This window comes from Saccharothrix texasensis (assembly GCF_003752005.1).
Classification (GTDB): domain Bacteria; phylum Actinomycetota; class Actinomycetes; order Mycobacteriales; family Pseudonocardiaceae; genus Actinosynnema; species Actinosynnema texasense.
Genome location: NZ_RJKM01000001.1, coordinates 7,093,637 through 7,119,596 on the forward strand (window position 1 = coordinate 7,093,637; position 25,960 = coordinate 7,119,596).

26 protein-coding genes, 1 pseudogene and 2 riboswitches are annotated in these 25,960 nt (G+C 72.5%); of the genes and pseudogenes, 13 read left to right on the plus strand and 14 right to left on the minus strand.

Features of this window, described 5'->3' with window-relative positions; all coding sequences use genetic code 11:
* Positions 1-13: 13 nt before the first annotated feature.
* The 4 genes and pseudogenes from EDD40_RS31785 to EDD40_RS42000 all read right to left on the minus strand — a co-directional run bounded on the left by EDD40_RS31785 (position 14) and on the right by EDD40_RS42000 (position 2,917).
* Positions 14-1,129 carry a GNAT family N-acetyltransferase gene (locus EDD40_RS31785; protein ID WP_123746198.1) on the minus strand — a complete coding sequence of 372 codons (1,116 nt, stop codon included), beginning with the start codon at positions 1,127-1,129 and terminating at the stop codon, positions 14-16.
* A 77-nt stretch (positions 1,130-1,206) separates the two neighbouring features.
* Complete coding sequence (locus EDD40_RS31790; RefSeq protein ID WP_123746199.1) at positions 1,207-1,587, minus strand: hypothetical protein; 381 nt, start codon at positions 1,585-1,587, stop codon at positions 1,207-1,209.
* A gap of 105 nt (positions 1,588-1,692) precedes the next feature.
* Positions 1,693-2,639, minus strand: a pseudogene (locus tag EDD40_RS44860) (DNA glycosylase AlkZ-like family protein).
* 119 nt (positions 2,640-2,758) lie between these two features.
* Positions 2,759-2,917, minus strand: coding sequence for a hypothetical protein (locus EDD40_RS42000; RefSeq protein WP_170185259.1), 159 nt, complete (start codon positions 2,915-2,917; stop codon positions 2,759-2,761).
* Between the two features lie 48 nt (positions 2,918-2,965).
* Here EDD40_RS42000 and EDD40_RS31800 point away from each other — a divergent pair, with 48 nt between their 5' ends.
* The 3 genes from EDD40_RS31800 (at position 2,966) to EDD40_RS31810 (ending at position 5,051) form a co-directional block, all read left to right on the plus strand.
* Positions 2,966-3,163: a hypothetical protein gene (locus tag EDD40_RS31800; protein ID WP_123746201.1), complete on the plus strand. Its 198-nt coding sequence runs from the start codon at positions 2,966-2,968 to the stop codon at positions 3,161-3,163.
* A 107-nt stretch (positions 3,164-3,270) separates the two neighbouring features.
* The gene (locus EDD40_RS31805) at positions 3,271-3,822 is read left to right on the plus strand and encodes a DM13 domain-containing protein (RefSeq protein WP_123746202.1); all 552 of its coding nucleotides are present in this window, start codon (positions 3,271-3,273) and stop codon (positions 3,820-3,822) included.
* A 245-nt stretch (positions 3,823-4,067) separates the two neighbouring features.
* Entirely contained in the window at positions 4,068-5,051 is a 984-nt protein-coding gene (locus EDD40_RS31810) for an AraC family transcriptional regulator (protein WP_123746203.1), read from the plus strand.
* 150 nt (positions 5,052-5,201) lie between these two features.
* Here EDD40_RS31810 and EDD40_RS31815 read toward each other — a convergent pair whose 3' ends face one another.
* Genes EDD40_RS31815 through EDD40_RS31825 form a run of 3 tightly spaced genes read right to left on the minus strand, consistent with a single transcriptional unit; the run spans position 5,202 to position 8,976 of the window.
* Entirely contained in the window at positions 5,202-7,265 is a 2,064-nt protein-coding gene (locus tag EDD40_RS31815) for a 3-hydroxyacyl-CoA dehydrogenase NAD-binding domain-containing protein (protein WP_123746204.1), read from the minus strand.
* Complete coding sequence (locus EDD40_RS31820) at positions 7,265-8,467, minus strand: acetyl-CoA C-acetyltransferase (protein WP_123746205.1); 1,203 nt, start codon at positions 8,465-8,467, stop codon at positions 7,265-7,267. Before EDD40_RS31820 ends, EDD40_RS31815 begins: the two co-directional genes overlap by 1 nt.
* A gap of 56 nt (positions 8,468-8,523) precedes the next feature.
* Positions 8,524-8,976, minus strand: a complete 453-nt coding sequence (locus EDD40_RS31825) for a GNAT family N-acetyltransferase (RefSeq protein ID WP_123746206.1) — start codon at positions 8,974-8,976, stop codon at positions 8,524-8,526.
* Positions 8,977-9,144: 168 nt separating this feature from the next.
* Here EDD40_RS31825 and EDD40_RS31830 point away from each other — a divergent pair, with 168 nt between their 5' ends.
* From EDD40_RS31830 to EDD40_RS31865, 9 genes are all read left to right on the plus strand, one after another.
* Entirely contained in the window at positions 9,145-10,269 is a 1,125-nt protein-coding gene (locus EDD40_RS31830; protein ID WP_425471278.1) for an acyl-CoA dehydrogenase family protein, read from the plus strand.
* Positions 10,269-11,393, plus strand: coding sequence for a CaiB/BaiF CoA transferase family protein (locus EDD40_RS31835; RefSeq protein WP_123746207.1), 1,125 nt, complete (start codon positions 10,269-10,271; stop codon positions 11,391-11,393). Before EDD40_RS31830 ends, EDD40_RS31835 begins: the two co-directional genes overlap by 1 nt.
* Before the next feature lie 402 nt (positions 11,394-11,795).
* Entirely contained in the window at positions 11,796-11,957 is a 162-nt protein-coding gene (locus EDD40_RS42005) for a hypothetical protein (protein ID WP_170185260.1), read from the plus strand.
* A gap of 201 nt (positions 11,958-12,158) precedes the next feature.
* A complete protein-coding gene (locus EDD40_RS31840) occupies positions 12,159-12,647 on the plus strand; it encodes a helix-turn-helix transcriptional regulator (RefSeq protein WP_123746208.1) in 489 nt (162 codons plus the stop codon).
* Between the two features lie 104 nt (positions 12,648-12,751).
* Positions 12,752-13,150 carry a hypothetical protein gene (locus EDD40_RS31845; protein WP_123746209.1) on the plus strand — a complete coding sequence of 133 codons (399 nt, stop codon included), beginning with the start codon at positions 12,752-12,754 and terminating at the stop codon, positions 13,148-13,150.
* A 14-nt stretch (positions 13,151-13,164) separates the two neighbouring features.
* Positions 13,165-13,467: a DUF3817 domain-containing protein gene (locus tag EDD40_RS31850; RefSeq protein WP_123746210.1), complete on the plus strand. Its 303-nt coding sequence runs from the start codon at positions 13,165-13,167 to the stop codon at positions 13,465-13,467.
* Positions 13,468-13,530: 63 nt separating this feature from the next.
* A riboswitch (glycine riboswitch) is annotated at positions 13,531-13,618 on the plus strand.
* 1 nt (position 13,619) lies between these two features.
* A riboswitch (glycine riboswitch) is annotated at positions 13,620-13,714 on the plus strand.
* Positions 13,715-13,839: 125 nt separating this feature from the next.
* A complete protein-coding gene (gene gcvT, locus EDD40_RS31855) occupies positions 13,840-14,982 on the plus strand; it encodes a glycine cleavage system aminomethyltransferase GcvT (protein WP_211348645.1) in 1,143 nt (380 codons plus the stop codon).
* Positions 14,983-14,996: 14 nt separating this feature from the next.
* The gene (gene glyA / locus EDD40_RS31860) at positions 14,997-16,262 is read left to right on the plus strand and encodes a serine hydroxymethyltransferase (protein ID WP_123746212.1); all 1,266 of its coding nucleotides are present in this window, start codon (positions 14,997-14,999) and stop codon (positions 16,260-16,262) included.
* Between the two features lie 79 nt (positions 16,263-16,341).
* Positions 16,342-16,947, plus strand: coding sequence for a malonic semialdehyde reductase (locus EDD40_RS31865; protein ID WP_123746213.1), 606 nt, complete (start codon positions 16,342-16,344; stop codon positions 16,945-16,947).
* A gap of 12 nt (positions 16,948-16,959) precedes the next feature.
* On the opposite strand, the gene EDD40_RS31870 is transcribed toward EDD40_RS31865, so the two are convergent.
* From EDD40_RS31870 to EDD40_RS31885, 4 genes are all read right to left on the minus strand, one after another.
* The gene (locus EDD40_RS31870; RefSeq protein WP_123746214.1) at positions 16,960-18,105 is read right to left on the minus strand and encodes an RNA polymerase sigma factor; all 1,146 of its coding nucleotides are present in this window, start codon (positions 18,103-18,105) and stop codon (positions 16,960-16,962) included.
* Between the two features lie 8 nt (positions 18,106-18,113).
* On the minus strand, positions 18,114-18,521 hold the full coding sequence (locus EDD40_RS31875; protein ID WP_123746215.1) for a YciI family protein: 408 nt from the start codon (positions 18,519-18,521) through the stop codon (positions 18,114-18,116).
* Between the two features lie 233 nt (positions 18,522-18,754).
* Entirely contained in the window at positions 18,755-19,405 is a 651-nt protein-coding gene (locus tag EDD40_RS31880) for a hypothetical protein (RefSeq protein WP_123746216.1), read from the minus strand.
* 92 nt (positions 19,406-19,497) lie between these two features.
* Positions 19,498-20,970, minus strand: a complete 1,473-nt coding sequence (locus tag EDD40_RS31885) for an RICIN domain-containing protein (protein ID WP_148088965.1) — start codon at positions 20,968-20,970, stop codon at positions 19,498-19,500.
* A gap of 157 nt (positions 20,971-21,127) precedes the next feature.
* Between EDD40_RS31885 and EDD40_RS31890 the strand changes: the two genes are divergently transcribed.
* Positions 21,128-23,188, plus strand: coding sequence for a S9 family peptidase (locus tag EDD40_RS31890; protein ID WP_123746218.1), 2,061 nt, complete (start codon positions 21,128-21,130; stop codon positions 23,186-23,188).
* Positions 23,189-23,381: 193 nt separating this feature from the next.
* On the opposite strand, the gene EDD40_RS31895 is transcribed toward EDD40_RS31890, so the two are convergent.
* Genes EDD40_RS31895 through EDD40_RS31905 form a run of 3 tightly spaced genes read right to left on the minus strand, consistent with a single transcriptional unit; the run spans position 23,382 to position 25,834 of the window.
* Positions 23,382-24,224 (minus strand): spermidine synthase, encoded by an 843-nt coding sequence (locus EDD40_RS31895; RefSeq protein WP_211348271.1) that lies wholly within the window; start codon positions 24,222-24,224, stop codon positions 23,382-23,384.
* The gene (speD, locus tag EDD40_RS31900) at positions 24,221-24,634 is read right to left on the minus strand and encodes an adenosylmethionine decarboxylase (protein WP_123746219.1); all 414 of its coding nucleotides are present in this window, start codon (positions 24,632-24,634) and stop codon (positions 24,221-24,223) included. The genes EDD40_RS31895 and speD overlap by 4 nt, the downstream gene beginning before the upstream one ends.
* Positions 24,635-24,688: 54 nt before the next feature.
* Complete coding sequence (locus EDD40_RS31905) at positions 24,689-25,834, minus strand: type III PLP-dependent enzyme (RefSeq protein WP_246037957.1); 1,146 nt, start codon at positions 25,832-25,834, stop codon at positions 24,689-24,691.
* Between the last annotated feature and the right edge of the window lie 126 nt (positions 25,835-25,960).

Sequence of the window (25,960 nt, forward strand, 5' to 3'; positions counted from 1 at the left end):
CTACGAACCCAGCTTAGCCGGAGGCGACCTGCCGGGAAGCGCTCTCAAGACGACCCGGACCGGTGACGGGCGAACCGCCGGTGGCGACCGCGACCCGCAGCAACCCGTCCTCGCGGCGCACCGAAGTCGGCAGCCCCGCGCGGGCCGCGGTGCGCACCAGACCGGTCTCCGCCGGCAGGCACCAGCCGACCAGCTCCCGGTACCCGGCCGCCCGCGCCGCGCCGGCCAGCGAGCCGAGCAGCGCGGTGCCCACCCCGCGGCCCTGCCACTCGTCCTCCACCAGCAACGACACCTCGGCGCAGTCGGGGCTGGACGTCGGGATCAGCTGCCCCAGGGCGACCACCCGGTCCGCGCACTGCGCCACCGCGGTGCTGCCGCGCGGCGGGGTGAGCAGCCGGTGCAGCCACCGCCTCGGCACGGTCCGCAGGCCCGAGTGGTACCGGCTGAACAGGGTGCCCATCGAGCAGCGGGAGTGCAGCTCGGCGAGCGCCTCCTCGTCGCCGGCGCGGCCGGCCCGCAGCACGAGCGCCATGCCGTCGTCGGTCAGCAGCGCGGTCGGCCGGGGCTCCGCCGCGCCGGCCGCGGCCAGCAGGTCGATCAACGCCTGCCCCCGGGCCAGCTCGACCTGCGTGAACGGCGACCAGCCGCGCTTGACGGTGTAGGCCGGCGCCTCCTCCGGCGCCGCGGGCCCGCCCGCCCGGAAGTCGACCTCGCGGTGGGGTGCGGGTCGGGTCTCGGGGGCGGCGCCGGGCTCGGCGGGCTTGACGACCACCGAATCGGCCCCCATCACGACGCGCAGGGCCTCGCCGACGGCGTTCGGGTCGCGCAGCGCCAGCGCGGCGGCGCGCAACGCCGCCGTCGGCGCGTCGACCAGGTCGCGCAGGTCGGCGGCCGTGATGCCCACGCACCGGCCGCCCTCCGCGCGCACCGCGTCCACCAGGTCCGCGGGCAGCAGACCGGGCGCGGCCTGGACCACGAGCTCGTCCAGCACACCGCCGGGCACCGGGATCACGGACAGCGCCAGCACGTTGCAGTCCTGGTGCGCCAGCCGGATGGTCACCCGGGCCAGGGCGCCGGGACTGTCGTCCAGCTCGACGCGCAGCCGCCAGGTGTTCGGTGTGGTGTCCATGCGACCAGGCTGGACGGCCCAGGTTGCGGCGCGGGGACGCGGGCGTTTCGGCGACGTGAGGTATGGCCCTCCGGCGCTCAGTCCCGGCAGTGCGGTGGCGGCAGCGGGTTGAGCGGGCTGCACGGCCACTCGGTGTTCTTCACCGTCGTGGTCGTGGTGGTCGTCGGCGGCGCCTCGGTCGACGTCTCCGGTGGCGGCGGCGCGGCCGGTGGTGGCGTCGTCGTCGTGGTGGTCCGGACCGCGGTGGTCGAGCTCGCCGGCGACGAGATGGCGTCCGCGGTGGCGGAACTCGGCGGCGTGGTGACGCTGCTGGTCGTCGGCCGATCGGTGATCCACGTCGAGGCGGGGGTATCGGCCTGCTGCTCGTCGGTCACCCCGTCGAGGTACACCCCGAGGAGGACACCGACCAGCGCCGACGCCGCCACGGCCAAGCCGCACGTGGCCCACAGCACCCGCACAGCAAGCCTCCTAACAGAACGCACTTGTGGCGCAACGGTGAGCGGCTGAACAGTACAGCCCGCCGGACCCGTCTCACCCGACCCAGTGCACCTCGGTCGGGTCCGTCATCCGGTCCACCTCGTTGAGCACGGTTTTCCGTGCCGCAGCGGACAACGAGCGGAACGGCTCGACGGTGACGGCCACCGGCCGCCCCTGCGCTCCTGCGACCAGACGCCGGCGAGCATTCCGTTCACCATGAGTACGGGAGACAGCCATCCCTGCGGTCGGTACACCATTTCGGGTGTCCCACCATCGAGAAGGTGCGTGGCGTGACGTGTTGCCGCGACGACGTACTGGTCGAACGCCGGCAGCAGCCGCGCGGTCTTCACCGGCTCCGCCGCGCGCAGTCCCGCGACGTCCTCCGCCCGCGCCCAGTGCGGCGCGCCCTCGACGTCGACGGGCTCGACCCGGTCGCCGAGCGCGGTGAACACCCGCCCGCCGCCGGCCGGGCTCACACCCACCAGCGCGCTAAGTCCTCCCTGGTCGCGGGTCCCTGCTGGGCCAGGAACCGCAACGCGATCTCCTCGACCGCGCCCGCCCCCGCCGCCGCCGGGTCGACCTCGAGCCACGTGCGCGGCGCGGTGAACCGGACGAACCGGCCCTCGCCCGGCCCGAACAGCAGCCTGCCCTGGAACGACGCGGGCTTGAGGTACGCGCCCCAGCTCTCCCGCAGCTTCTCGCCGATGTGCGCGGACGTGCGCGCGGCGACCTCGTCGGCCGGCTCGGCGCGGGTCAGCACGCGGTCCGCCAACGCCTCGCCCACCGCGTCGACCAGCGCGGTCGGCTCCTCGGCGCTGAGGTGGAAGTTCCGCAGCCACACCGGCTCGAGGTAGTGCCGGTAGGTGGCGAACCCGGCCTGCCAGAGCGGGTACCCGGCGGCGGGCAGCAGGTGCAGCGTGCCGCGCGTCGACCACGTCTTGACCAGCGTGCGGTCGGTCCACAGCGCCCGGTCGACGGCGTCGTCCGCGAGCCCGTCGACGCGTGCGCTCAACGTCGCCTCGGCCGAGGGCATGAGCTGCGCGTGCAGCCCGCACAGCCGCGAGACCACCTCCCACGCCTCGCCGGCCGGTCGCCGGGCGTCGAGGAAGTGCCTGCGGGTGCGCCACGCCGCGACCTGCCGCCACGTCACGCTCACCGGCGCCCGGCCCGGTCCGGACCGGCGGCGAGCCTGCGTTCCAGCACCGCCGTGCCCAGCACCCGGGCCGGTACGAGACCGGCGCCGGACAGCCCGGCCACGAGCACGGCGCCGATCATGTGCCAGGTCGGTGCGTCACCCGTGCAGGTGAACACGTTCGTGAACTTGAGGAGCAGGTCACGTACGGCACGGAGGCTAGGCCGATGCCGGCCGCCGCGACCCCGCCGAGCAGCGCGGACCCGAACGTGCGCATCAACGGGAACGCGGCGTTGGCGGCGCCGACCGCGGCGATCACGAACAGCAGCGGCACCGGGTGCGGGAAGGGACCGAGCGCGGCGCAGGTCAGCATCAGCGCGCACACGATCGCCAACCCGGCCCGTTCACCCACCCGGCGACCCTGACAACGCGGGACGGCAGACGTCAGAACTTCGTAATCGCGTTCCGGCCGCCAACCGGCGTCCGGTTCGCCAGAGTTGTCCGGTAGCAGTCGACTCCGGAAAGGCGTGAGATGTCCAAGCGGGTAGTGGTGATCGGTGTGGCCGGTGTGCTGGTGGTCGCCCTGGTGGTGGGGCTGTACCTGTTCCAGCCGTGGCGGCTGTTGACCGACCGGACGGCCGACGAGGCGCTGCTGTTGCCGGCCTCGACCACGACCACGACCTCGGCGGCCGGGACGACGACGTCGGCCCCGGTCACCACGACACCCGCCCCGCCCGCGGGCCCGGTCGCGCTGGCCTCCGGGCCGTTCCGCTCGCTGGAGCACGCGACGACCGGGAGCGCCACGTTGGTCCGGTTGCCCGAGGGCGGTCACGCGGTGCAGTTCGAGGCGTTGGACACGAGCGACGGACCGGACCTCTACGTGTACCTGTCGGACAAGCCGTCGGACTCGCCCGAAACGGCCTTCGGCTCCGGTTTCACGAACCTGGGTGAACTGAAGGCGAATCGCGGCAACCAGGTGTACGCGGTGCCCGCCGACGCCGACTTGAGCACCGTCCGCAGCGTCGTGATCTGGTGCAAGAGGTTTTCCGCCGGTTTCGCGGTGGCCCCGTTGGAACAGGGCTGACACATAGGGGAAACAAATGCGCGGTGGTCTGGTCCATTTATAGCCTTTTCGCCGTATTGACGTATCTGGTCTAGACCACCTACAGTAGGGGCACAACGTCCCTCGTGGATGGGCGGGCGGATGCCCCATCGACGAGGAGCCGGCTCACTGGGGTGGGCCACCGTTGGCGGCGGCGCGGCGCTTTCTCTCCCCGTTCCGCGCCGCCGCTCACGGCCCGCGGCCCACCGTGCTGCACACTGTGAGTGATGCTCACCAGGACCATCGCCATCCACTACGTCAACGCCGCGCTGCGTGGCGCCGTGCGGCGTGGCGTCGACGTCACGCGGCTGCTCGCGACCGCGGGCATCGGCGAAGCCCTGGTCTCCGACGAGCGCGCCCGCGTGACGCCCGCCCAGTACACCAAGCTCGTCCAAGCGCTCTGGGACGCGCTGGACGACGAGTTCATGGGCCTGGGGCCGCGGCCGAGCAAGCGCGGCACGTTCCCGACCATGTGCCTGCTCGCCGTGCACTGCGCGTCACTGGACGACGCCCTGCGGCGCGGTCTGGCGTTCTACGAGCTGTTCGACGTGCGGCCGGGGATGGCGCTGGACGAGCACGACGGCGTGGCCGCGTTCACCCTGTCGGCGGCGGGCGTCGACGACCCGGACCGGTTCCTGGTCGAGTCGCTGCTGGTGCTCTGGCACCGGTTCTCGTCGTGGCTGATCGGCCGCCGCATCCCGTTGCGCGGGGTCGACCTCGCCTATCCCGAACCGCCGCACGGCGCGGAATACCACCTGATCTTCGGAGCTCCGCTGCGGTTCTCCGCACCCGCGACCACGTTGACCTTCGACGCGCGGTTCCTGCGGATGCCGGTAGTGCAGGACGAAGCCGCGTTGCGGCGGTTCCTGCGCAATTCACCGGCCGAGTTGCTGTCCCGGCGCGATTACGGCGCGGACGCGTCCAGCCAGGTGCGGCGGATGCTCGGCGGCGGCGTGGTGGGTCTGGAGAACGTGGCGGCGCGGCTGGGGATGAGCGCGCCGACGTTGCGGCGGAAGCTGGCCGCGGAGGGCACGTCGTTCCGCGAGGTGCGCGAGCAGCTGCTGCGCGACCAGGCCGTGGCGAGCCTGGTGCGCGGCGGCGAGTCGGTGGAGGAACTGGCGCTGCGCCTGGGCTTCTCCGAGGCGAGCGCCTTCCACCGCGCGTTCAAGCGGTGGACCGGCACGAGCCCCGGCACCTACCGCACCACCTGACCCCGCGAGAGTCCAACCTCCACGGCGCGAGAGTCCTACGTTCAGAGCACCTGAATTCAACACTCGGCATACCGCGCGGTCGGTCTGAGCGTTGAACTCGGGGTCCGTGAACGTAGGACTCTCGACGCGTGAACGTTGGACTCTCGCGGGTTAGAAGGGGGTGGAGGTGGTGGCGCGGTCGCGCAGGGAGGTCGGCGGGCGGAAGCGCTCGCCGTAGGTGTCGGCCAGGTAGTCGGCGCGCTCCACGAAGCCGGTGAGGCCGTAGGAGTTGACGAATTGGACGGTGCCGCCGCTCCACGGGGCGAACCCGAACCCGAACACGCTGCCCACGTTCGCGTCACCGACGGACGTCAGCACGCCCTCGTCCAGGCACCGCACCGTCTCCAACGCCTGGATGAACAGCAACCGGTCCTCGACGTCCTGCTCGGTCACGCCCGCGTCGGCCCGCGCGTACCGCGAGAGCCCCGGCCACAGGAACTTCCGGCCGCCTTCGGGGTACTCGTAGAACCCCGCGCCGCCGGACTTGCCCGTGCGCCCTTCCGCGACCAGCTCCTCCAGCACCTTGAACGCCGGGTGCCCGCCCAAGGCGCCCGCCGCGGCCGGGTCGTCGGCCAACGCCTGGTCGCGGATCTTCAGCTGCAACGTCAGCGTGACCTCGTCCGACACCGCGAGCGGGCCCACGGCCATGCCCGCCCGCCGGGCCACGTTCTCGATCAACGCCGGCGACACGCCCTCCGCCACCATCGAGACGGCCTCGGTCACGTAGGTGCCGAACGTCCGGGACGTGTAGAAGCCGCGGCTGTCGTTCACCACGATCGGCGTCTTCCCGATCCGCAGCACGTAGTCGAAGGCCCGCGCCAACGTCTCGTCCGACGTCTTCTCGCCGCGGATGATCTCCACCAGCCGCATCTTCGGCACCGGCGAGAAGAAGTGCAGCCCGATGAACCGCGACGGGTCGCCCACCGCCGACGCGAGCCCGGTGATCGGCAACGTCGACGTGTTCGACGCGATCACCGCGTCCGGCAGCGCCGAGGCCTCGGCCGACGGCAGCACCCGGTTCTTCAGCTCGCGGTTCTCGAACACCGCCTCGATCACGAGGTCGCAGCCCGCCAGGTCGGCGTCGGAGTCGGTCGGCGTGATGCCCGGCGTGTCGCCGGCGCCGCGCCGCGCCGCCTCCAGCGTCACGTCCTTCAGCACGACCTCGATCCCGGCCTTGGCGGTGACCTCGGCGATGCCCGCGCCCATCATGCCCGCGCCGAGCACGCCGACCTTGGTCACCGTCGACCGCTCGACCCCGGCCGGTCGCGACCCGCCCGCGTTGATCTCGTTCAGCTGGAACCAGAACGTGGTGATCATGTTCTTGGCGACCTGGCCCGCGGCCAGCTCCAGGAAGTACCGCGCCTCGATCTCGAGCGCGGTGTCGAAGTCCACCAACGCGCCCTCGACGGCGGCGGCCAGCACCTTCTCCGGCGCCGGGTACACGCCGTGCGTCTTCTTCCGCAGCACGGCGGGCGCGGCGGCGAGCAGCCCGTACAGGTTCGGGTCGCCCACCCGCACGTCCGGCACCGCGTACCCCGGCTTGTCCCACGGCTGCTGCGGCGCGGGGTTCTCCTTGATCCACGCGCGCGCCTTGGCGATCAGCTCCTCGCGGGAGGACGCCAGCTCGTGCACGATCCCGGCCTGCAACGCCCGCGCCGGCCGCAGCTGCTTGCCCTCCATCAGCAGCGGCAACGCGGGCTGCACGCCGAGCAGCCGCACCATCCGGGTCACGCCGCCGCCGCCGGGCAGCAGGCCGAGGGTCGCCTCGGGCAGGCCGAGCTTGATCCGGTCGTCGTCCAGGGCCACCCGGTGGTGGCACGCGAGCGCGATCTCCAGGCCGCCGCCGAGCGCGCTGCCGTTGATCGCCGCGACGACCGGCTTGCCCAGCAGCTCCAGCCGCCGCAGCTGGCCCTTGATCTCCTCCAGGAACCCGAGCGCGTCGGCCGCGTTCTCCGGCGTGATCGTGATCAGCAGGTTCAGGTCGCCACCGGCGAAGAACGTCTTCTTGGCCGACGTCAGCACCACGCCGGTGATGTCGTCGCGCTCCGCCTCCAGCCGTGCGACCGCGTCGCCCATGTCCTGGTGGTACTCGGCGTTCATCACGTTCGCCGAGCCGGACATGTCCATCGTGAGGGTGACGACGCCCTCGTCGTCCCGCTCGAAGTGGATAGCCATCAGACCCTCTCGATGATCGTCGCGATGCCCATGCCGCCGCCCACGCACAGCGTGGCCAGACCCCGGCGCAGGTCCCGGCGCTCCAGCTCGTCGAGCAGGGTGCCGAGGATCATGCAGCCGGTCGCGCCGAGCGGGTGGCCCATGGCGATCGCGCCGCCGTTGACGTTGACCTTCTCGTCGGGCAGGTCGAGCTCGCGCTGGAACTTCAGCACCACCGACGAGAACGCCTCGTTGATCTCGAACAGGTCGATGTCCTCGACGGTCAGCCCGGCCTTGTCCAACGCCTTGCGGGAGGCCGGCGCGGGACCGGTCAGCATGATCGTGGGCTCGGAGCCGACGATCGCGGTGGCGATGATCCGGGCGCGGGGCGTGAGGCCCAGCTCGCGGCCGGTGCGCTCGTTGCCGATCAGCATCGCCGCCGCGCCGTCCACGATCTGCGACGAGTTGCCCGGCGTGTGGACGTGGTCGATGCGCTCCACGGTCGGGTAGCGGTCGATGGCCACCGCGTCGAAGCCGAGGTCGCCGTGGAACGCGAAGCTCGGCTTGAGCCTGCCGAGCCCGTCCAGCGTGGTCTCCGGGCGGATCGCCTCGTCGTGGTCGAGCACGACCGAGCCGTTCTGGTCGACCACGGCCACCAGCGACCGGTCGAAGTACCCCTTGTCCCGGGCCAGCGTGGCCCGCTGCTGCGAGCGCAGCGCGTACGCGTCCACGTCCTCGCGGCTGAACCCCTCCAGCGTGGCGATGAGGTCCGCGCTCACGCCCTGCGGCACGAAGTTGACCGCCATGTTGGTCTCCGGGTCGGCCATCCACGCGCCGCCGTCGGAGCCCATCGGCACCCGCGACATCGACTCGACGCCGCCCGCCACCACCAGGTCCTCGAACCCGGACGCGACCTTGGCCGCGGCCAGGTTCACCGACTCCAGGCCCGACGCGCAGAACCGGTTGAGCTGCATGCCCGCCGGCCGCAGGTCCCACCCGGCCGCGAGCACCGCCGTGCGGGCGATGTCCGCGCCCTGCTCGCCGACCGGCGACACGACGCCGAACACCACGTCGTCCACGGCGGAGGTGTCCAGGTCGTTGCGCCGCGCCAACGCCGCGAGCACCCCGGAGGCCAGGGTGATCGGCTTGACGCTGTGCAGCGAACCGCGCTTTCCCCTGCCACGCGGTGTGCGCACCGCGTCGAAGATCAAGGCTTCGCTCATGTACTCCACGGTAGGCAGCGCGGCCGCGGTTGCCCATGACCTGCCGAGGTGACTTATTAGCTCACCGGGGCGAGCCGGTGGTCCATGATCTCGCCCTCGCCGGCGAACCCCAGCCGCGAGTACAGCCGCCGGGCCGTGTCGTTGCCCCGGAACACGCGCAGCTGCACCCGCGCCCACCCGTGCTCACGCGCCCACGCCAGCACGTCGCCGACCAGCGCCTCGCCGACGCCCCGCCGCCGGAACTCCGGCTTGACCCACATGGAGTACAGGTACAGCACGGTCGGGTCGACCTCGTGCGGCACACCGGCGACGAGCCCGACCGGCTCCGGGTCCTCGGCGACGACCTTCACCCCGCGCTCCGGCGTCAGCAGCTCGCGCCACCGCGCCTCGTCGAACCGCCGCTCCAGGGCCAACGTCGAGCCGAACGCCTCGGGGTCGCTGCCCAGCGCGCTGAGCCGGATGTCACGCCACGTCGCCCAGTCGTCGGGCCCGAGCCGCCGCACTCGCATACCCCAGTGTGCCGCAAGTCCGCGCGACCTCGCCCGTCGCCGCGCGGCGGCGACGACGGACACTGACTTTTGCGCTCACGATCAACCCGGACGCAGCGCGCTGCGGTCATGGCGGCGCGGGCCGGCCGGTGGGACCGTCGGGACATGCCAACTCGCCGTTCCGCATGGATGACCGAGGACCTGGACCAGTTGCGCAAGCTGGCCCGCACGTTCTTCGAGAAGGAAGCCGTCCCGCACCAGGAGCGCTGGGCCGCGCAGAAGCAGGTGGACCGGGACTTCTGGCGCCAGGCGGGCGGGGTCGGCCTGCTCTGCCTGTCCATCCCGGAGGAGTACGGCGGTGGCGGCGGCACGTTCGCGCACGAGGCCGTGCTGCTGGAGGAGCAGGCCCGGTGCGGCGACACGGCGTGGGGCAACAGCGTGCACAGCGGGATCGTCGCCCACTACATCAACGCCTACGGCACCGAGGAGCAGAAGCGGCGCTGGCTGCCGAAGATGGCCTCGGGCGAGTACGTCGGCGCGATCGCCATGTCCGAGCCCGGCGGCGGCTCCGACCTGCAGAACATCAAGACGCGGGCGCTGCGGCGCGGTGACGAGTACCTGCTGTCGGGCTCGAAGACGTTCATCACCAACGGCGCGCAGGCCGACCTGGTCGTCGTGGTCGCCAAGACCGACCCCGGCCAGGGCGCGACCGGCATCTCGCTGCTGGTCGTGGAGACCGCGCAGGCGGCGGGCTTCCGCCGGGGCCGGGTGCTGGACAAGATCGGGATGCACGGCCAGGACACCGCCGAGCTGTTCTTCGACGACGTCCGCGTGCCCGCGGCGAACCTGCTCGGCACCGGCGAGGGCCAGGGGTTCATCCAGCTGATGCAGCAGCTGCCGCAGGAGCGGCTGATCATCGCGGTGGCGTCGATCGCGGGCATCGAGGCGGCGGTGGACCTCACGGTGGCCTACGTCAAGGACCGCACCGCGTTCGGCCGGGAGCTGATCAAGTTCCAGAACACCCGGTTCAAGCTCGCCGAGTGCGCCACCGAGGCCCGCGTGACCAGGGCTTTCGTCGACGAGTGCGTGCAGGAGCACCTGGCGGGCCGGCTCGACGTGCCCACCGCCGCGATGGCCAAGTGGTGGGCCACCGAGCGGCTGTGCCAGGTGGTGGACGAGTGCGTGCAGCTGTTCGGCGGCTACGGCTACATGGCCGAGTACCCGATCGCGCGCGCGTGGGCGGACGCGCGGGTGCAGAAGATCTACGGCGGGACGAACGAGATCATGAAGGAAATCATCGCGAGGTCGCTCTAGTGCCAGGGCCGCTGGAGGGGCTGAAGGTCGTCGAGCTGGCCGGTCTCGCGCCCGCGCCGTTCGGCTGCATGGTGCTGGCCGACCTCGGCGCGTCGGTGGTCCGGGTGGACCGCGTCGGCGGCGGCACGGAGGTGCCGCTGCTCGGCCGCGGGCGGCGCTCGATCGGCGTGGACGTGCGCCGACCCGAGGGCGCCGAGCTGGTGCTGCGCCTGGTCGCGGAGTCGGACGTGCTGGTCGAGGGCTTCCGGCCCGGCGTGACCGAACGGCTGGGCATCGGCCCGGCGCAGTGCCTGGCCCGCAACCCGGGGCTGGTCTACGGCCGGATGACCGGCTGGGGCCAGGACGGGCCGCTGGCCGACCGCGCCGGGCACGACATCAACTACATCGCGGTGGCGGGCGCGCTGGAGCCGATCGGCCGGGCGGGCGCGCCGCCGACCGTGCCGCTCAACCTCGTCGGCGACTTCGGCGGCGGCGGGCTGCTGCTGGCGCTGGGCGTGCTGGCGGCGCTGTACGAGCGGGGGAGGTCCGGGCGCGGGCAGGTGGTGGACGCGGCCATGGTCGACGGCGCGGCGCTGCTGACCACGTTCGTGCACGGGATGTCGTCGGTGGGCGCCTGGCCGGGCGCGCGCGGGACGAACCTGCTGGACGGCGGCGCGCCGTTCTACGACGTGTACGAGGCGGCCGACGGCGGGTTCGTCAGCGTCGGCGCGCTGGAGGACAAGTTCTACGCCGAGCTGCTGGTCGTGCTGGGGCTCGCCGACGCCGGGCTGCCCGGCCGGCACGACCCGGCGAACTGGCCGGAGCTGCGGGCCCGCATCGCCGCCGCGGTGGCGACCCGGACCAGGGACGAGTGGGCCGCGCTCGCGGAGGGCACCGACGCGTGCCTCGCGCCGGTGCTGGCGCCGGGGGAGGCGCCGGGGCACGGGCACAACACCGGGCGGGGGACGTTCGTCGAGGTGGCGGGGGTGGCGCAGCCCGCGCCCGCGCCGCGCTTCGGTCGCACGCCCGCGGCCACGCCGACCCCGCCGCCCGCGGTCGGCGAGCACACCGCCGAGGTGCTGACCGGGCTGGGGCTGGGCGAGGACGAGATCGCCACTCTGCGGGCGTCCGGCGTGATCGGGTGATGACCCGATCGAGCAAGGAAAAAGGCGCGCGAAATCACCTGAAGGGGTAACGGAAATGAGTGGCAGCCGTCATCGGCCTTTGTCACGCTCGGTGCGTGCTTCGGCGCAATCAGGTGATGGGCTGTGCAGAGGTGGCAGTGTCTGAAGAACCTCGGTGTCCGTGCCAGGGGGTGGGCGAGTGGCCCGTACCTTGGTGATCGGCGGGACCACTGGTCCCCTTGATCGTCCGTTCGGGTGACGCTTGGGGTCCCTCAGGCGTGGTTGCGTGGTGTTCGTGCGACCGGTCGAGGGACGGCGGCGGGTTCGATCGTCATCATCCGGGTGAATGAGGGACCATGGCCGTTGACACGACCGGTGCGGCGCACGGCCGCACCTCCCAGTCGGACGGACGGAGACCGATCAGTGAACGTCAAGAAGGTGGTGACGCTGGCGGCGGTCGCGCTGGTGCTGTTCCTCCTGATCACCCAGCCGAACGAGTCCGCCGAAGCGGTGCGGACCGCGGTCGGGTGGCTCCAGTCCGGCGCCGAGTCGATCATCACCTTCGTTCGCAGCCTCTTCGCCTAGGGGACGCGCGGCAACCCCGCGAACTCCGCTCAATGCGGTCACGATCGGTGACCGCGGCCCTTGAACGTTGCACCGTACGGGTGGAATGAGGGCTATAACGCCCTGGTAACAGGGTTTTTGACAAACCAGGGTCTAGCGGTTGTCGGTACCCGCTAATACGGTGCGTCGCATTGGCTGATCTTCGACCGATGAGGAGGCAGAATGGTCGAGGACTCCGGAGTCGACGAGCTGCTGCGGCAGTGGGCGGCTGAGCGCTCGGACGACGCCGAGCTGCAGGAGGTGAACCGGATCAAGGACGCGTGGCTCGCGGAAGCGCCGCCGTCCGCGCCGGGGATCCCGGTGCAGCGGGCGAATGGCGGTCCCCGCGGCCTGGTGAAGGTCGAGTCCGCGGATCCGGCGTACGTGGCGGCGATGCGGAAGCGGGCGCCCGAGGTGCCCGAGCCCCTGCTCGCCGCGGCCGCCAGCTACTGGCAGCTGGTGGGCGACCTGTCCGAGGCGGAGCAGTGGTGGGACGCGGGCATCAGCCCGCTGGACCAGCGCGCTCTCGACTACCGGGCGGCCGGGCTCTCGCCCGCCGACCTCGGTCGTCGCCTCGGCCCGATGACGGTGCTCCAGCACCTGCGTCGGGGTAGCGCGGCGGCCTGGTGCGTGGCCAGGTTGCAGAGGCAACGCCGGGACGGCGTGGCCTAGGTCCGACGAGTCGGGGCGGGCTCCTGAGGTCGAGGAGCCCTTGCCTTGGAGGGTGCGGGCTCCCGTGCGGGGAGCCCCAGCCCTGTGCGAAGTACTCTTGAGGCGTGCGAGGCCTCATCACCCCCCAGCGCCTGGCCATCGGGGCCGTCTGCCTGGCGTCGCTGGTCGTGTGCTGCGGCCTGGCCTACTGGCAGTGGGACCGGTTCTCCCAGGCCGGCGGCACGTTCCAGAACCTGGGTTACGTGTTCCAGTGGCCGCTGTTCGGCCTCTTCCCCGCGTTCATGGTGTGGCGCATCCGCAGGCTGGACGCCCGCCGCCGGGCCGAGGCCGCCGCCGGGACGGCCGGCGCCGCCGACGAGGCCGCGCCGGAGCCGGTGGCCGCGCCGTCGCGGCCGGTCGTTACCGTTGAGCCCGTCAGAGCGCCCGTGCGGGACGACGAGGACGAAGAGCTCGCGGCCTACAACCGCATGCTCGCCGAACTCAACGCGCGGGACCAGCGGTGAGCGAAGGTAGGGCGATGAGCGGCGCGTTGACCAGGTTCCGGTTCATGGCTTACGTGGTCGGTGTCGGCCTGCTGCTGCTCGTGGTCGGCATGATCGCCAAGTACGCGGGCGGCAACGCGGGCATGGTGCAGGTCATCGGCCCCATCCACGGCTTCCTCTACGCGGTGTACCTGGTGCTCACCGTCGACCTCGCGCTCAAGTCCCGCTGGTCGATCAAGGGCACGGTGCTGGTGCTGCTCGCGGGCACGATCCCGTTCGTGTCGTTCTACGCCGAGCGCAAGGTGGTCGAGAGCGTCCGGGCCGAGAAGAGCCTGTGACCGGGCTTGACCCCGCCCGCCGGGCACCCCTAGCGTCTGGCGGTACCAACTGAACACGGCCGTCGATGTCGCGCGGGAGAGTCCCCGAGCGGGGCGCCGAAGGAGCAACTCCTCCCCGGAATCTCTCAGGCCCAGGTACCGCGCGACGAAGGCAACTCTGGAAAGCAGGCGCACCCGGTGCGCCTCGCCCACGGTGCAAGCCGCCCTCACCCGGCGGCGAAGCTCTCAGGCTCATGGCAGAGGGGGAGGCTCACTCGACGAGGAGTCTCCGGTGGACCGTGTCATCCTTTCGCTCGTGAATCTCTCGGACGTGCCCGCCCGTCGACCCGACCGGTCGGCCCATCGGCATGTCCGCACCCAGGGAGGGCCCGCCTGATGGAAAGCCGCCGCACGCCCCTGCACGCCGAACACGAGGCGTTGGGGGCCATGTTCACCGACTTCGCGGGCTGGCGGATGCCGCTGCGCTACGACAGCGAGCTGGCCGAGCACCACGCGGTGCGCACGTCGGCGGGCCTGTTCGACCTGACCCACATGGGTGAGATCCTGCTCACCGGACCGGAGGCGGGCGCCGCGCTGGACCACGCCCTGGTCGGCCACGCGTCCGCGATCGGCGTCGGCCGCGCCCGCTACACGATGATCTGCGAGGCCGACGGCGGGGTGATCGACGACCTGATCGTGTACCGCCTCGACCCCGCCGCGCACTCCGCCGGGGAACGCACGTCGGCCGGTGACGACGAGTACCTCGTCGTGGCCAACGCCTCCAACGCCGCCGTCGTGCACGCGGCCCTGGTCGAGCGGGCCGAGGGCTTCGACGCGACCGTCACGGACGCCTCGGCCGACTACGCGCTGCTCGCCGTGCAGGGCCCGAAGGCCACCGCCATCCTCGCCGGCCTCACCCCGACCGACCTGGCCGCGGTGAAGTACTACGCGTCGTACCCGACCGAGGTCGCCGGCAAGCCCGTGCTGCTGGCCCGCACCGGCTACACCGGCGAGGACGGCTTCGAGCTGTTCGTCGCCCCGGACGACGCCGCGCACGTCTGGCAGGCCCTGCTCGAGGCGGGCGCGCCGCACGACCTCAAGCCCGCCGGCCTCGGTTGCCGCGACACGCTGCGGCTGGAGGCGGGCATGCCGCTGTACGGCAACGAGCTGGGCCGCGACCGCACGCCGTTCCAGGCGAACCTGGGCCGGGTGGTGAAGCTGGACAAGCCGGGTGACTTCGTCGGCCGCGAGGCGCTGGCCGCCGTCGCCGAGCGGGGCGCCGAGCAGGTGCTGGTCGGCCTGAAGACCGCCTCGCGCCGCGCGCCGCGGCACGGCTACCCGGTGCTGGACGCCTCCGGCGCCCGGATCGGCGAGGTGACCAGCGGCGCGTTGTCGCCGACCCTGGGCTACTCGGTGGCGATGGCGTACGTCACCGTCGGCAACACCGAGCCGGGCACGCGGCTCTCGGTGGACGTCCGCGGCAGGCACGAGCCGGTCGAAGTCGTCGCACTGCCCTTCTACAAGCGCACCTCGTAAGGGAGACCCCACACATGTCCGAGCACTTCAACACCTCCCTCGCGGAGTTCGACCCGGAGGTCGCGGACGCCGTCGCCGCCGAGCTGCACCGGCAGCAGAGCACGCTGGAGATGATCGCCTCGGAGAACTTCACGCCGGTGTCGGTGCTCCAGGCGCAGGGGTCGGTGCTGACGAACAAGTACGCCGAGGGCTACCCGGGCCGTCGCTACTACGGCGGCTGCGAGAACGTCGACGTGATCGAGCGGCTGGCGATCGAGCGGGTCAAGGCGCTGTTCGGCGCGGGCTTCGCGAACGTGCAGCCGCACTCGGGCGCGCAGGCCAACGCGTGCGCGATGTTCGCCCTGCTCCAGCCGGGGGACACGATCCTGGGCCTCGACCTCGCGCACGGCGGCCACCTCACCCACGGCATGCGGATCAACTTCTCCGGCAAGCTCTACCACGTGGTGCCCTACCACGTGTCGGACTCCGACGGCCGGGTCGACATGGCCGAGGTGGAGCGGCTGGCGACCGAGCACAAGCCGAAGCTGATCGTGGCCGGCTGGTCGGCGTACCCGCGCCAGTTGGACTTCGCCGAGTTCCGCCGGATCGCCGACTCGGTGGGCGCGTACCTGATGGTCGACATGGCGCACTTCGCCGGCCTGGTGGCGGCGGGCCTGCACCCGAGCCCCGTGCCGCACGCGCACGTGGTGACCACGACCACGCACAAGACCCTCGGCGGCCCGCGTGGCGGCGTGATCCTGACCAACGAGGCCGACCTGGCGAAGAAGATCAACTCGGCGGTGTTCCCCGGCCAGCAGGGCGGTCCGCTGGAGCACGTGATCGCGGGCAAGGCGGTGGCGTTCAAGCACGCCGCGTCGCCCGAGTTCGCCGACCGCCAGCGGCGCACGGTCGAGGGCGCGAAGATCCTCGCCGAGCGGCTGTCCCAGCCCGACGCGGCGGCGGCGGGTGTGAAGGTGCTCACCGGCGGCACGGACGTGCACCTCGTGCTGGTGGACCTGGTGGGGTCCGAACTGGACGGCAAGCAGGCCGAGGACCGGCTGCACGAGGTGGGCATCACGGTCAACCGCAACGCGGTGCCCAACGACCCGCGCCCGCCGATGGTGACCTCCGGCCTGCGCATCGGCACGCCGGCGCTGGCCACGCGCGGGTTCGGCGCGGCCGACTTCGCCGAGGTGTCGGACGTGATCGCGGCGGCGCTGGGGTCCTCGCCGGACCTGGCGGAGCTGCGGTCGCGGGTCGAGGTGCTGGCCGCGAAGCACCCGCTGTACCCGACCCTGTGAACGACGACACGAAATAGCTCGCCAATACTGGAGGTTGTCCCGTGCGCAACCCGCGTACGGGACAACCGAAAGAGGCACCATGACCGCGACCCTCGACGCGCTGGCACTGCCGCGCGACGCACAGGACCTGCTGTTCCGCGAGGCGCGCACGGCGAACGCGTTCACCGACGAGCCGGTGACCGACGAGCAGCTCCGCGCCGTCTACGACCTCGTGAAGTGGGGTCCGACGGCCATGAACAGCCAGCCGCTGCGCGTGCTGTTCGTCCGCGGCGAGGACGCCAAGGCGCGCCTCGCGCCGCACATGGCCGAGGGCAACCGGGCCAAGACCGTCGCCGCGCCGGTGACCGCGATCCTGGCCGCCGACACCGACTTCCACGAGCACCTGGCCACCACGTTCCCGCACTTCCCGGGCGCGAGGGCGGTGTTCGCGGACGACGCGGCGCGCACCGAGGCGGCCAAGACCAGCGCGCTGCTCCAGGTCGGCTACTTCATCGTCGGCGTCCGCGCGGCCGGGCTGGCCGCGGGACCGATGAGCGGCTTCGACGCGGAGGGCGTGCGCGGCGAGTTCTTCGCCGGCACCGAGCAGCTGCCCCTGGTGATCGTCAACATCGGACACCCGGACCACACCGGCACCCACCCGCGCAACCCGCGCCTGGACTTCGCCGACGCCGTCCGCATCGTCTGAGCCCTTCGCCCGTCAGCGGGACCGGCGGCCGTTGAGCCGGGCCGCCTGACGGGTCAGGTGGGCGACTTCGGCGAGGTTGGTCGCCCGGCGGGCCGCCTCGGCGTACAGCCGGGCCGCCGTGTCGAGGTCGCCGTCGCGTTCGCGCAGGTACGCCGCCACCGCGGTGTACCTGGGCAGCGAGTCGTCCAGGGCCGCGAGCGCCGCCAACCCGGCGCGCGGCCCGTCGGCCTCGCCCACGGCGACCGCGCGGTTCAGCCGGACGACGGGGCTGTCGGTCAGGCCGGCCAGCTCGTCGTACCACTCGACGATCTGCACCCAGTCGGTCTCCTCGGCGGTCCGCGCGTCGGCGTGCAGCGCCGCGATGGCGGCCTGCGCCTGGAACTCGCCCAGCCGGTCCCGGGACAGCGCCGCCTGGAGGATCGCGACGCCCTCGGCGATCGCCCCGGTGTCCCACCGGCCGCGGTCCTGCTCGGCGAGCGGCACCAGGCTGCCGTCCGGTGCGGTCCGGGCCGCGCGCCGGGCGTGGTGCAGCAGCATGAGGGCGAGCAACCCCGCCACCTCCGGGTGGTCGATCGCCGCCGCGAGCTGCCGGGTGAGCCGGATGGCCTCGACGGCCAGGTCGACGTCGCCCGAGTAGCCCTCGTTGAAGACCAGGTACAGGACCCGCAGCACGGTGGCGATGTCGCCGGGCTGGTCGAACCGCACGCCCGCGACCGTGCGCTTGGCCCGGCTGATCCGCTGCGCCATGGTCGCCTCCGGCACCAGGTACGCCCGGGCGATCTGGCGGGTGGTCAGCCCGCCGACGGCGCGCAGCGTGAGCGCGACCGCCGACGACGGCGTCAGGGACGGGTGGGCGCACAGGAAGTAGAGCTGGAGCGTGTCGTCCACCGCGGGCACCGGCCCCGGCGCCGGTTCCTCGTCGAGGACGTCCTCGCGCCGGCGCCGGGCGGCGTCCGCGCGGCTCGCGTCGAGGAACCGGCGCCACGCCACCGTGACGAGCCAGCCCTTCGGGTCCCGGGGCGGGTCGTCCGGCCAGACGCGGACCGCCTCCACCAGCGCGTCCTGCACGGCGTCCTCGGCCGCCGCGAAGTCGGCTCCGCGGCGGACGAGGACACCGAGCACGCCCGGCGTGAGGCTCCGGAGCAGGAGCGCGTCCATTCCGGACGTCACTCCGCGGTGGCCTGGTGCGCGGACAGGAACGGGCGCAGCTCGAGCCACTCGTGGATCGGCTTGCCGCCGGCGCCGGGCGCGGCCGACAGCTCGCCGGCCAGCTCGACGGCCCGCTCGTAGCTGTCAACGTCGATCACCATCCACCCGGCGATGAGGTCCTTGGTCTCGGCGAACGGACCGTCGGTGACCGGCGGGCGGCCCTCGCCGTCGTACCGGACGAACGTCCCCTCGGGCGCGAGCGCCTGGCCGTCGACGTACTCGCCGGTCTCCTCCAGCCTGGCCGCGAAGTCGCTCATGTACCGCACGTGGTCGGTGATCTCCTGCGGGGTCCACTGGTCCATGGGGACGTCGTTGACCGCCGACGGGGCGCCGCGGTAGTGCTTGAGCAGCAGGTACTTGGCCATCGTGGTTCTCCTCGGTGCCGGTGCGACCCCATTCTGGTCGCTCACACCCCTGGGACGGAGCCGGTCACCGGTTCTCGACATCCTCCTCGGAAGTTCTCCGACTTCTTCCATCGCGCCTGGTCAGCGACATCGGTGGCACTCGCTGCGTGACGCCCTGATCCCCCGGCCAACCCCGGGCCGGGGGATCAGGGCGTGGCGCAGGGGACCGGACACAGCGGACCGGACACAGTGGACTAGGCGGCGGGTGGCGTCACCCCCGGCGGCAGGCACTCGACGTTGCGCTTGCCGTCGGGCCGCACCACGAACCACGTGCCGCCCACGCCCTGGCCCTTCCACTGGCCCGGCGCCTCGTCCTTCGCGTACGTGTAGAGCGGCCAGCCGTCGAGCGTCACCTGCTCGGTGCCGTCGGCCCGCTTCACGGTCGACACGAGCGCCGGGTCGACGCCCTGGAGCTGCGGCGTGCCGTCGGACAGCACGGGAGGCCACGTCACGGCGCACTGACCCTCGCAGTTGGACTTCGCCGGGTCCGGCGTGTCCTTGTCGAACCGGTACAGCGTGCGGCCGTCGCCGTCCTGCACGACCTCGCCCATCTTGGGCACGCTCTTGCCGACCAGCGTGACCTGCGGGCCGGACGGCGCGGGCGCGGCCTGGCCCTCCGGCGCGTCGGCGGCGGGCTCCTCGACGGGCGCCGCCTCCTCGCTGGTCGGAGGGGCCAGGGGCTCCTGAACATCGCCGTAGTCGCCCTGGGCCGCGGCGCCGACCTGCTCGGTCTGCGCGACCGTCCGGCCCTGCAGGCCGGTGGCGCTGGAAGTCCACACGACCAGCGCGAGCACGGCGGCCAGGCCACCCGCGACGGCGATGGCGATGCGGTTTCGTCGGATCACACTCACTCCTCCTTGGTCCGTCAATCGCTCCACCGACGACTACGGCCCCCCGGCCGACGCGGTTCAGCCGCCGCCGAAGACAGGGGTCGGACCTACCCCAGCTCCCACTGCTGCGACCGGCTCCCGTCGCACCGCCGAGCCGCCACCCCGCCGTCCACCGCGGCCAGGCACGCGCTGAGGTCCCGCGCGGCGTGCACCCGGACCCAGTCCTCGCCGGTCAGCGACTCGAGGACCCACGTGCCGGGCGTGCCGGAGATCGACACCCGGCAGCCGTGCGCGGACTCGTCGACCGCGACGATCGACACGGCGGGAGCCGTCGACGCCGTCCCGGTCCCGTCCGCCAGGCGCCGCCCGGTCCCGTTGTTCCGCACCGGACCGCGCCACGGCTCGCCGCACGACCGGCGCCCCGGCATCGCGTACGGCCGGATCGACCAGCCGACCTCGTCCTGCCCGAACGGGCGGCAGTCGCGCCGGAACACCTGGATGTGCACGTCCGGCCGGCCGCCCTGGTGGGCGAGGCACCCGCCCGCGCCCCGGTTCTCGACCACCACCGCGTCCGGCGCCCGCCCGCGGATCCGCCGCACCCCCCACCGCTGGCGGTCGTCACCCGGACGGCAGGCGCGGAAGTGCTGGTCGGTCTCCGGCTCGTCGTCGGCCGCCAGGCACAGGTCCGCCCGCACGCTGCTGCGGATCTCCCAGTCGCCTCCCGCCACCGGCGCCAGGACCACGAAGTGGCCGGGGTTGTGCGAGTCGGCGCACTCCCATTGGTAGATGTCCTCGCCGTCTTTCTCCGAATCGTCCGGGTGGGTGTAGGCGCCGTTCCTGGCGAGGCATTTCCCGGTCGCCAGGTTGACCACGTGGGCGAGGAATTCCCGGTCACCGGGAAATGCGTCGCCGAGACCGGTGACCGTGTCGCCCCGGGCGCCGGGGCGGTCCGCCGCCGCCGTCGTCGACAACGCGATCAGCGAGGCGAGGACCACCGCCGCGCGTCCGCGCCACGCCGGCCTCCCGGCCCGTGCGGGCGGGTAGGGGTGGTCCGGCCGGGCGATCCACGCGGTGGCGGCGGTGTCCTTCACCACCACGTCGACCCGCCGGAACGTGCGCGGGTCGACCACCCGGCTGTGCCACGCCACCTCGTCGTAGCACCACGACGACAGCACGAGCGCCAGCACACCGGGCGACCGCGCCAGGGCGCTCTTGAGCTGCGGCGCGTCGACCAGGCGGAACGCCAGGTTGATCGACGCGGAGGTGAAGCCGTGCCGGTCCGGGTGGACCTCGCCCGCGTGCACCGCCATGCGGACCCGCACCCGTTCCCCGGCCCGCCCGGCGACCTCGCCGTGCTCGGCCAGCGCCCGCGCCAACGCGCCCGGCAGCCGCTCCACCACCAGGGTCTTCGGCACCTCCGGCGGCACCAGGACGAAGACGCCGTCGCCGCGGTCCTCCCGGTGGCACGAGTCCCAGGGAATGCCGGATTCGCCGAACGCCCGGCGCAGCGATCGGTAGAGAACGGCCCGGACCACCAGTTGGTCCGCATTTGTGCGGCTGCCGTGGGTGAACTTTTCCACGTCGACGACGATTATGGTCCGGTGTTGTGCCCGCCCATTGTCCGACTCCACGACGTCACCATAAAGGCGGGTCGGGAGGGCCGCCGGCCGGAACTGCGCCCGATGCTTCCCTTTCACCCGCCCCCCTGGGCCCGCACCGGGGACATAGGGTGTCGGGGTGGGCAACGAGATCTCCTTCCCGCGCCAGCACGCGCGCACCCAGCGGTTCACCCTCGGCGCACCCCGGACGTTCACCGCCGCGCCGGACGGCGCGAAGGTGTACTTCCTCCGCACCGCCACGGCCACGAGCCGGGCGAACGGCCTGTGGGCGTTCGACACCGCGACCCGGTCCGAGACGCTGCTGGCCGACCCCGGCGTCCTGCTGACCGACCCCGAGGACCTGTCCCCGGAGGAACGGGCCCGCCGCGAGCGCACCCGCGAGTCGGCGGCCGGCATCGTCGGCTACGCCACCGACGGCGAGGCGCGCCAAGCCGTGTTCGCGTTGTCCGGCAGGCTGTTCGTGATCGAGCTCGCCACCGCCGCCGTCCGCGAGCTGCCGGTGGCCGGCGCGGCGATCGACCCGCGCCTGGACCCGACCGGCCGCAAGGTCGGCTACGTGGCCGCCGGCGCGCTGCACGTGGTGGATCTGGAGACCGGCGCCGACCGCGTGGTCGCGTCGCCGGACGGTCCGGACGTCACGTGGGGCCTGGCGGAGTTCATCGCGGCCGAGGAGATGGGCCGCTACCGGGGCTACTGGTTCTCCCCGGACGGCGAGCGCGTGCTGGCGGCCAGGGCGGACAACGCGCCCGTGCCGCGCTGGCACATCGCCGACCCGGCCAACCCGGGCACGCCCGCCGCCGAGATCGCCTACCCGGCCGCCGGCGAGGCCAACGCCGTGGTGGAGCTGGCGGTCTTCGGGGCGGGCCGCACCGACGTGACGTGGGACCGCGAGGCGTTCCCGTACGTCAACGCGGTGTCGTGGACCTCGCACGGCAAGCCGCTGGTGCAGGTCCAGTCACGCGACCAGCGCCGCGTCCAGGTGCTGGCGGTCGACGTGGAGACCGGCGCCACCGAGGTGGTCGCCGACGACACCGACCCGCACTGGCTGGAGATCGTGCCGGGCGCGCCGCGCTGGACGCCGGACGGCGAACTGCTGCGCGTGCTGCCGATCGGCGACGCGAACCGGCTCGTCGTGGGCGACCGGCCGCGGACGCCGGACGGCTTCCAGGTCCGCGCGGTGCTCGACGTGGCCGCGGACGGCGTGCTCGTCACCGCCTCCACCGACGACCCGACGCAGACGCACGTCTTCCTCGTCGGCGACGGCGAGGTCACCCGACTGTCCACTGAGGACGGTGTGCACGGCGCGACGCGCGCGGGCGGCGTGCTGGTGCTGTCCCGCTCGTCGATGGACCACTTCGGGTCGAAGGTCACCGTGTCGACCGGCGGCGAGATCGGCACGTTCGCCGAAACCCCCGTGCTGACGCCGGACGTGCGGCTGCTGACCGTCGGCGAGCGGGACCTGCGGGCGGCGCTGCTGTTCCCGCGCGGCCACGTGCCGGGCACGAAGCTGCCGGTGCTGCTCGACCCGTACGGCGGTCCGCACGCGCAGCGCGTCGTGTCGGCGCGCAACGCCTACCTGGCCTCGCAGTGGCTGGCGGACCAGGGTTTCGCGGTCCTCGTCGTCGACGGCCGCGGCACGCCCGGTCGCGGTCCGGCGTGGGAGCGGGAGATCGCGTTCGACTTCGCCGGCGCCACCCTGGAGGACCAGGTGGACGCGCTGCACGCGGTCGCGGCCGCCGAGGCCGACCTCGACCTGACCAGGGTCGGCATCCGGGGCTGGTCCTACGGCGGCTACCTGGCGGCGCTGGCCGTGCTGCGCCGCCCGGACGTGTTCCACGCGGGCATCGCGGGCGCGCCGGTCACCGACTGGCGGCTCTACGACACCCACTACACCGAGCGCTACCTCGGCGACCCGGCGCAGCGGCCCGAGGTGTACGACGCCAACTCGCTCATCGCCGACGCGCCGAAGCTGGAGCGCCCGCTGATGATCGTGCACGGCCTGGCGGACGACAACGTGGTGGCCGCGCACACCCTGCGCCTGTCCTCGGCGCTGCTGGCCGCGGGCCGCCCGCACACCGTGCTGCCGCTGTCCGGCGTGACCCACATGACCCCGCAGGAACAGGTGGCCGAGAACCTGCTGCTGCTCCAGGTCGACTTCCTCCACCGCGCCCTGTCCTGACCCAACGCGAGAGTCCAACGCTGAACGCGCGAGAGTCCAACGCTGAACGCGCGAGAGTCCTACGTTCGGAGCACCTGAGTTCGACATTCGGCATACCGAGTGGTCGGTCGACTGGTGAACTCAGGGCTCGTGAACGTAGGACTCTCGCGTCGTGAACGCAGGACTCTCGCGTCGTGGAGGTACGACTCTCGCGTCAGGCCGGCGAGTGGCGGACCCGGTACGGCGGGATCGAGTTGCCCACCAGCGCCAGGTCGTCGATCGTCTCCGGCTGGTAGCCGCACCCGGGCAGCCGCTCGACCATCAGCGCGGTCGGGTCGGCCACCTCGTCGGCGCGCCCGAACAGGTACGCCCACTCGTGCTCGTCCGAGCCGTAGTACGCGACCGTGTCGAACACCTCGTTGAACCGCTCCCACATGCGGATCAGCGTGGTGTTGCGCCACATCGTCTGGCAGCCCGCCTGCGACACGACCACGCCGCCGGGTGTGAGCAGCGCCTTGCACATCGCCAGGAACTCGGCGCCGTACAAGCGGTTGTGCTGCGCCTCCTCCTCGCGCTCGTCCGGCAGGTCCACCAGGACGATGTCGTAGCGCTCCGACGTGGTCCGGATGTGCTCGTAGCCGTCGATGTACCGGACGTGGATCGGGCCTTCGCCCTTCTCCGCCAGCGCCAGCTCGTCCAGCGTGTAGCCGTAGGGGAGGTGCTCGGCGCACAGCCGTACGGCCTGCGCGTCGATGTCGATGTGGTCGACCACCGAGGCGCCGGCGGCCACCGCCATCTGGCACACCACGCCCTCCGACGACCCGATGACCAGCACCCGGTCCACGCGGTCGGCGAGCAGCAGCGCCGGGACCATCAGCGCCTCGTGGTAGGTGAGCTGGCTGAACTCGGTGCTCTGCCGGTCGTCGTCGCAGAACAGCGACAACCCCTGGGACGTGCGGGCGATCACCAGGTGCTGGAACTCGGTCCGGGTGTCGACCACGACCTCGTCGACGTCCCAGTGCCTGGTCATGCCGGCCGCGAGCGGTTCGCGGATCAAGACGCCTTCTCCTCACCGACGAGCGCGGGGACGCGGTGGCCCCGGCTGATCATGTCCGTCCGTGCCGACGCAGCTCCCAGCGCTTCGGCCAGCAACTGCACCGCGAGCGCGGGCTTGGCGCGCGTGCCGCAGGTGAACACGTCCACGAACACGGCCCCGACCTCGGGGTACGTGTGGATGGACGCGTGCGACTCCGACAACAGGGCCAGCACGGTGACCCCTTGCGGCTCGAACTGCTTGGAGACCACCTCCAACACCGTGGCGTCAGCCTGGGTGAGCGCCTCACCGAGCGCGTGGCGCAGGAACCGCTCGTCGTCGAGCAGTTCGGGGCTCACGCCTTCAAGCTCGGCGAGCACGTGCTGTCCTGCGAACAAGCCAACCGGCTCGGATTCGCACGGGAGTTCGGACATCAATCACTCCAAACATCTTCAGGAGGGCACATCAGCGGACAGGCGGGGGCGTGCTCATCGCACGCAGTGGGTGGCCAGCGGCGGGAAGCCGTTGAACGCCACCGACGAGTAGCTGGCCGTGTAGGCGCCCGCGCCGAGCAGGTCGACGTGGTCGCCCGCGCGCAGTTCCAGCGGCAGCTCGTAGCACGTGTTCTGGTACAGCACGTCGTCCGCGTCGCACGTGGGCCCGGCCAGCACGACCGGGCCGACCGGCACGTCGACCTGCGGCACGCCGTCGCGGCTGGTCGCCATCGGGTACGCGATGGCCTCGCCCTCGGTCTCCGCGAGGCCGCCGTAGCGGCCGATGTCGAGGAACACCCAGCGCCGTTCGTCCGAATAGGACTTCCGGGACACCAGCACCACTTCTGAGCGGATCACCCCGGACTCCGCCACGATAGCGCGTCCAGGCTCGATCATCACCTCGGGCGTGAAGTCGCCGAAGTGGCGGGCGATCGACGCGGTGATGGCCGCGGCGTACTCGGCCAGCGGCGGCGGCTGCGCCAGGTAGCCCGCGGGCAGGCCACCGCCCAGGTTGACCGTGGTCGGCGACAGCCCCTCGGCGCGCAGCTTCCCGATGATCACGGCCGCGTCGGCGATCGCGCCGTCCCAGCCGTTCGGGTCGAGCTGCTGCGACCCGGCGTGGAAGGCCACCCCGAGCGGAACGAGTCCGAGTTCGGCGGCCAACCGCAGCAGATCCGTCGCCATCTCGGGCGAACAGCCGAACTTCTTGCCGAACGGGTAGGTGGAACCGTTGCTGTCGACCAGGATCCGCAGCAGCACGGACGCGCCGGGCGCGTGCTCGGCCAGGGCGCGCACGTCCTGTTCGCTGTCGGACACGAAGAGTCGCACACCGCGCCCGTGGGCGTACGCGATGTCCCGCGCCTTCTTGATCGGGTTGCTGTAGGAGACGGCCTCCGGCGCCGCGCCGCGGGCCAGGCACAGGTCGATCTCGGCGGGGCTCGCGACGTCGAAGCTCGAACCCTCGGCGGCCAGCAGCCCGACCACGTCGGGTGTCGGGTTCGCCTTGACCGCGTAGAAGATCCCCACCCGCGGCAGCGCGGCGCGGATCGCGGCGAACCGGTCCCGCACCGTCGGCAGGTCGATGACCAGGCAGGGAGTCTCGGGCCGGTCGTGGTCCAGGAAACGACGAATACGAGCCATTGCCTCGTGAAGCCGTTCGTCGGCAAAGCTCGTCGTCATCTCGCTAGGGGTCCCCCTTCGCGACCGTGATCAGGCACGGTCCGACCGTGTTCGGGCACGGCGGTCCACTCTAGGTGCTGGCGGCGG

Excerpts from the sequence above, each read along its gene's own strand:
- EDD40_RS31785 (WP_123746198.1), bottom strand. The coding sequence starts at position 1,129 with ATGGACACCACACCGAACACCTGGCGGCTGCGCGTCGAGCTGGACGAC.
- EDD40_RS31905 (WP_246037957.1), bottom strand. The coding sequence starts at position 25,834 with ATGGCTCGTATTCGTCGTTTCCTGGACCACGACCGGCCCGAGACTCCC.
- EDD40_RS31810 (WP_123746203.1), top strand. The coding sequence starts at position 4,068 with ATGCTCACCAGGACCATCGCCATCCACTACGTCAACGCCGCGCTGCGT.
- EDD40_RS31800 (WP_123746201.1), top strand. The coding sequence starts at position 2,966 with ATGCCGGCCGCCGCGACCCCGCCGAGCAGCGCGGACCCGAACGTGCGC.
- speD (WP_123746219.1), bottom strand. The coding sequence starts at position 24,634 with ATGTCCGAACTCCCGTGCGAATCCGAGCCGGTTGGCTTGTTCGCAGGA.
- EDD40_RS31870 (WP_123746214.1), bottom strand. The coding sequence starts at position 18,105 with ATGGACGCGCTCCTGCTCCGGAGCCTCACGCCGGGCGTGCTCGGTGTC.
- EDD40_RS31820 (WP_123746205.1), bottom strand. The coding sequence starts at position 8,467 with ATGAGCGAAGCCTTGATCTTCGACGCGGTGCGCACACCGCGTGGCAGG.
- EDD40_RS31840 (WP_123746208.1), top strand. The coding sequence starts at position 12,159 with ATGGTCGAGGACTCCGGAGTCGACGAGCTGCTGCGGCAGTGGGCGGCT.
- EDD40_RS31805 (WP_123746202.1), top strand. The coding sequence starts at position 3,271 with ATGTCCAAGCGGGTAGTGGTGATCGGTGTGGCCGGTGTGCTGGTGGTC.
- EDD40_RS31815 (WP_123746204.1), bottom strand. The coding sequence starts at position 7,265 with ATGGCTATCCACTTCGAGCGGGACGACGAGGGCGTCGTCACCCTCACG.
- EDD40_RS31850 (WP_123746210.1), top strand. The coding sequence starts at position 13,165 with ATGAGCGGCGCGTTGACCAGGTTCCGGTTCATGGCTTACGTGGTCGGT.
- EDD40_RS31830 (WP_425471278.1), top strand. The coding sequence starts at position 9,145 with ATGACCGAGGACCTGGACCAGTTGCGCAAGCTGGCCCGCACGTTCTTC.
- glyA (WP_123746212.1), top strand. The coding sequence starts at position 14,997 with ATGTCCGAGCACTTCAACACCTCCCTCGCGGAGTTCGACCCGGAGGTC.
- EDD40_RS31875 (WP_123746215.1), bottom strand. The coding sequence starts at position 18,521 with ATGGCCAAGTACCTGCTGCTCAAGCACTACCGCGGCGCCCCGTCGGCG.
- EDD40_RS31825 (WP_123746206.1), bottom strand. The coding sequence starts at position 8,976 with ATGCGAGTGCGGCGGCTCGGGCCCGACGACTGGGCGACGTGGCGTGAC.
- EDD40_RS31865 (WP_123746213.1), top strand. The coding sequence starts at position 16,342 with ATGACCGCGACCCTCGACGCGCTGGCACTGCCGCGCGACGCACAGGAC.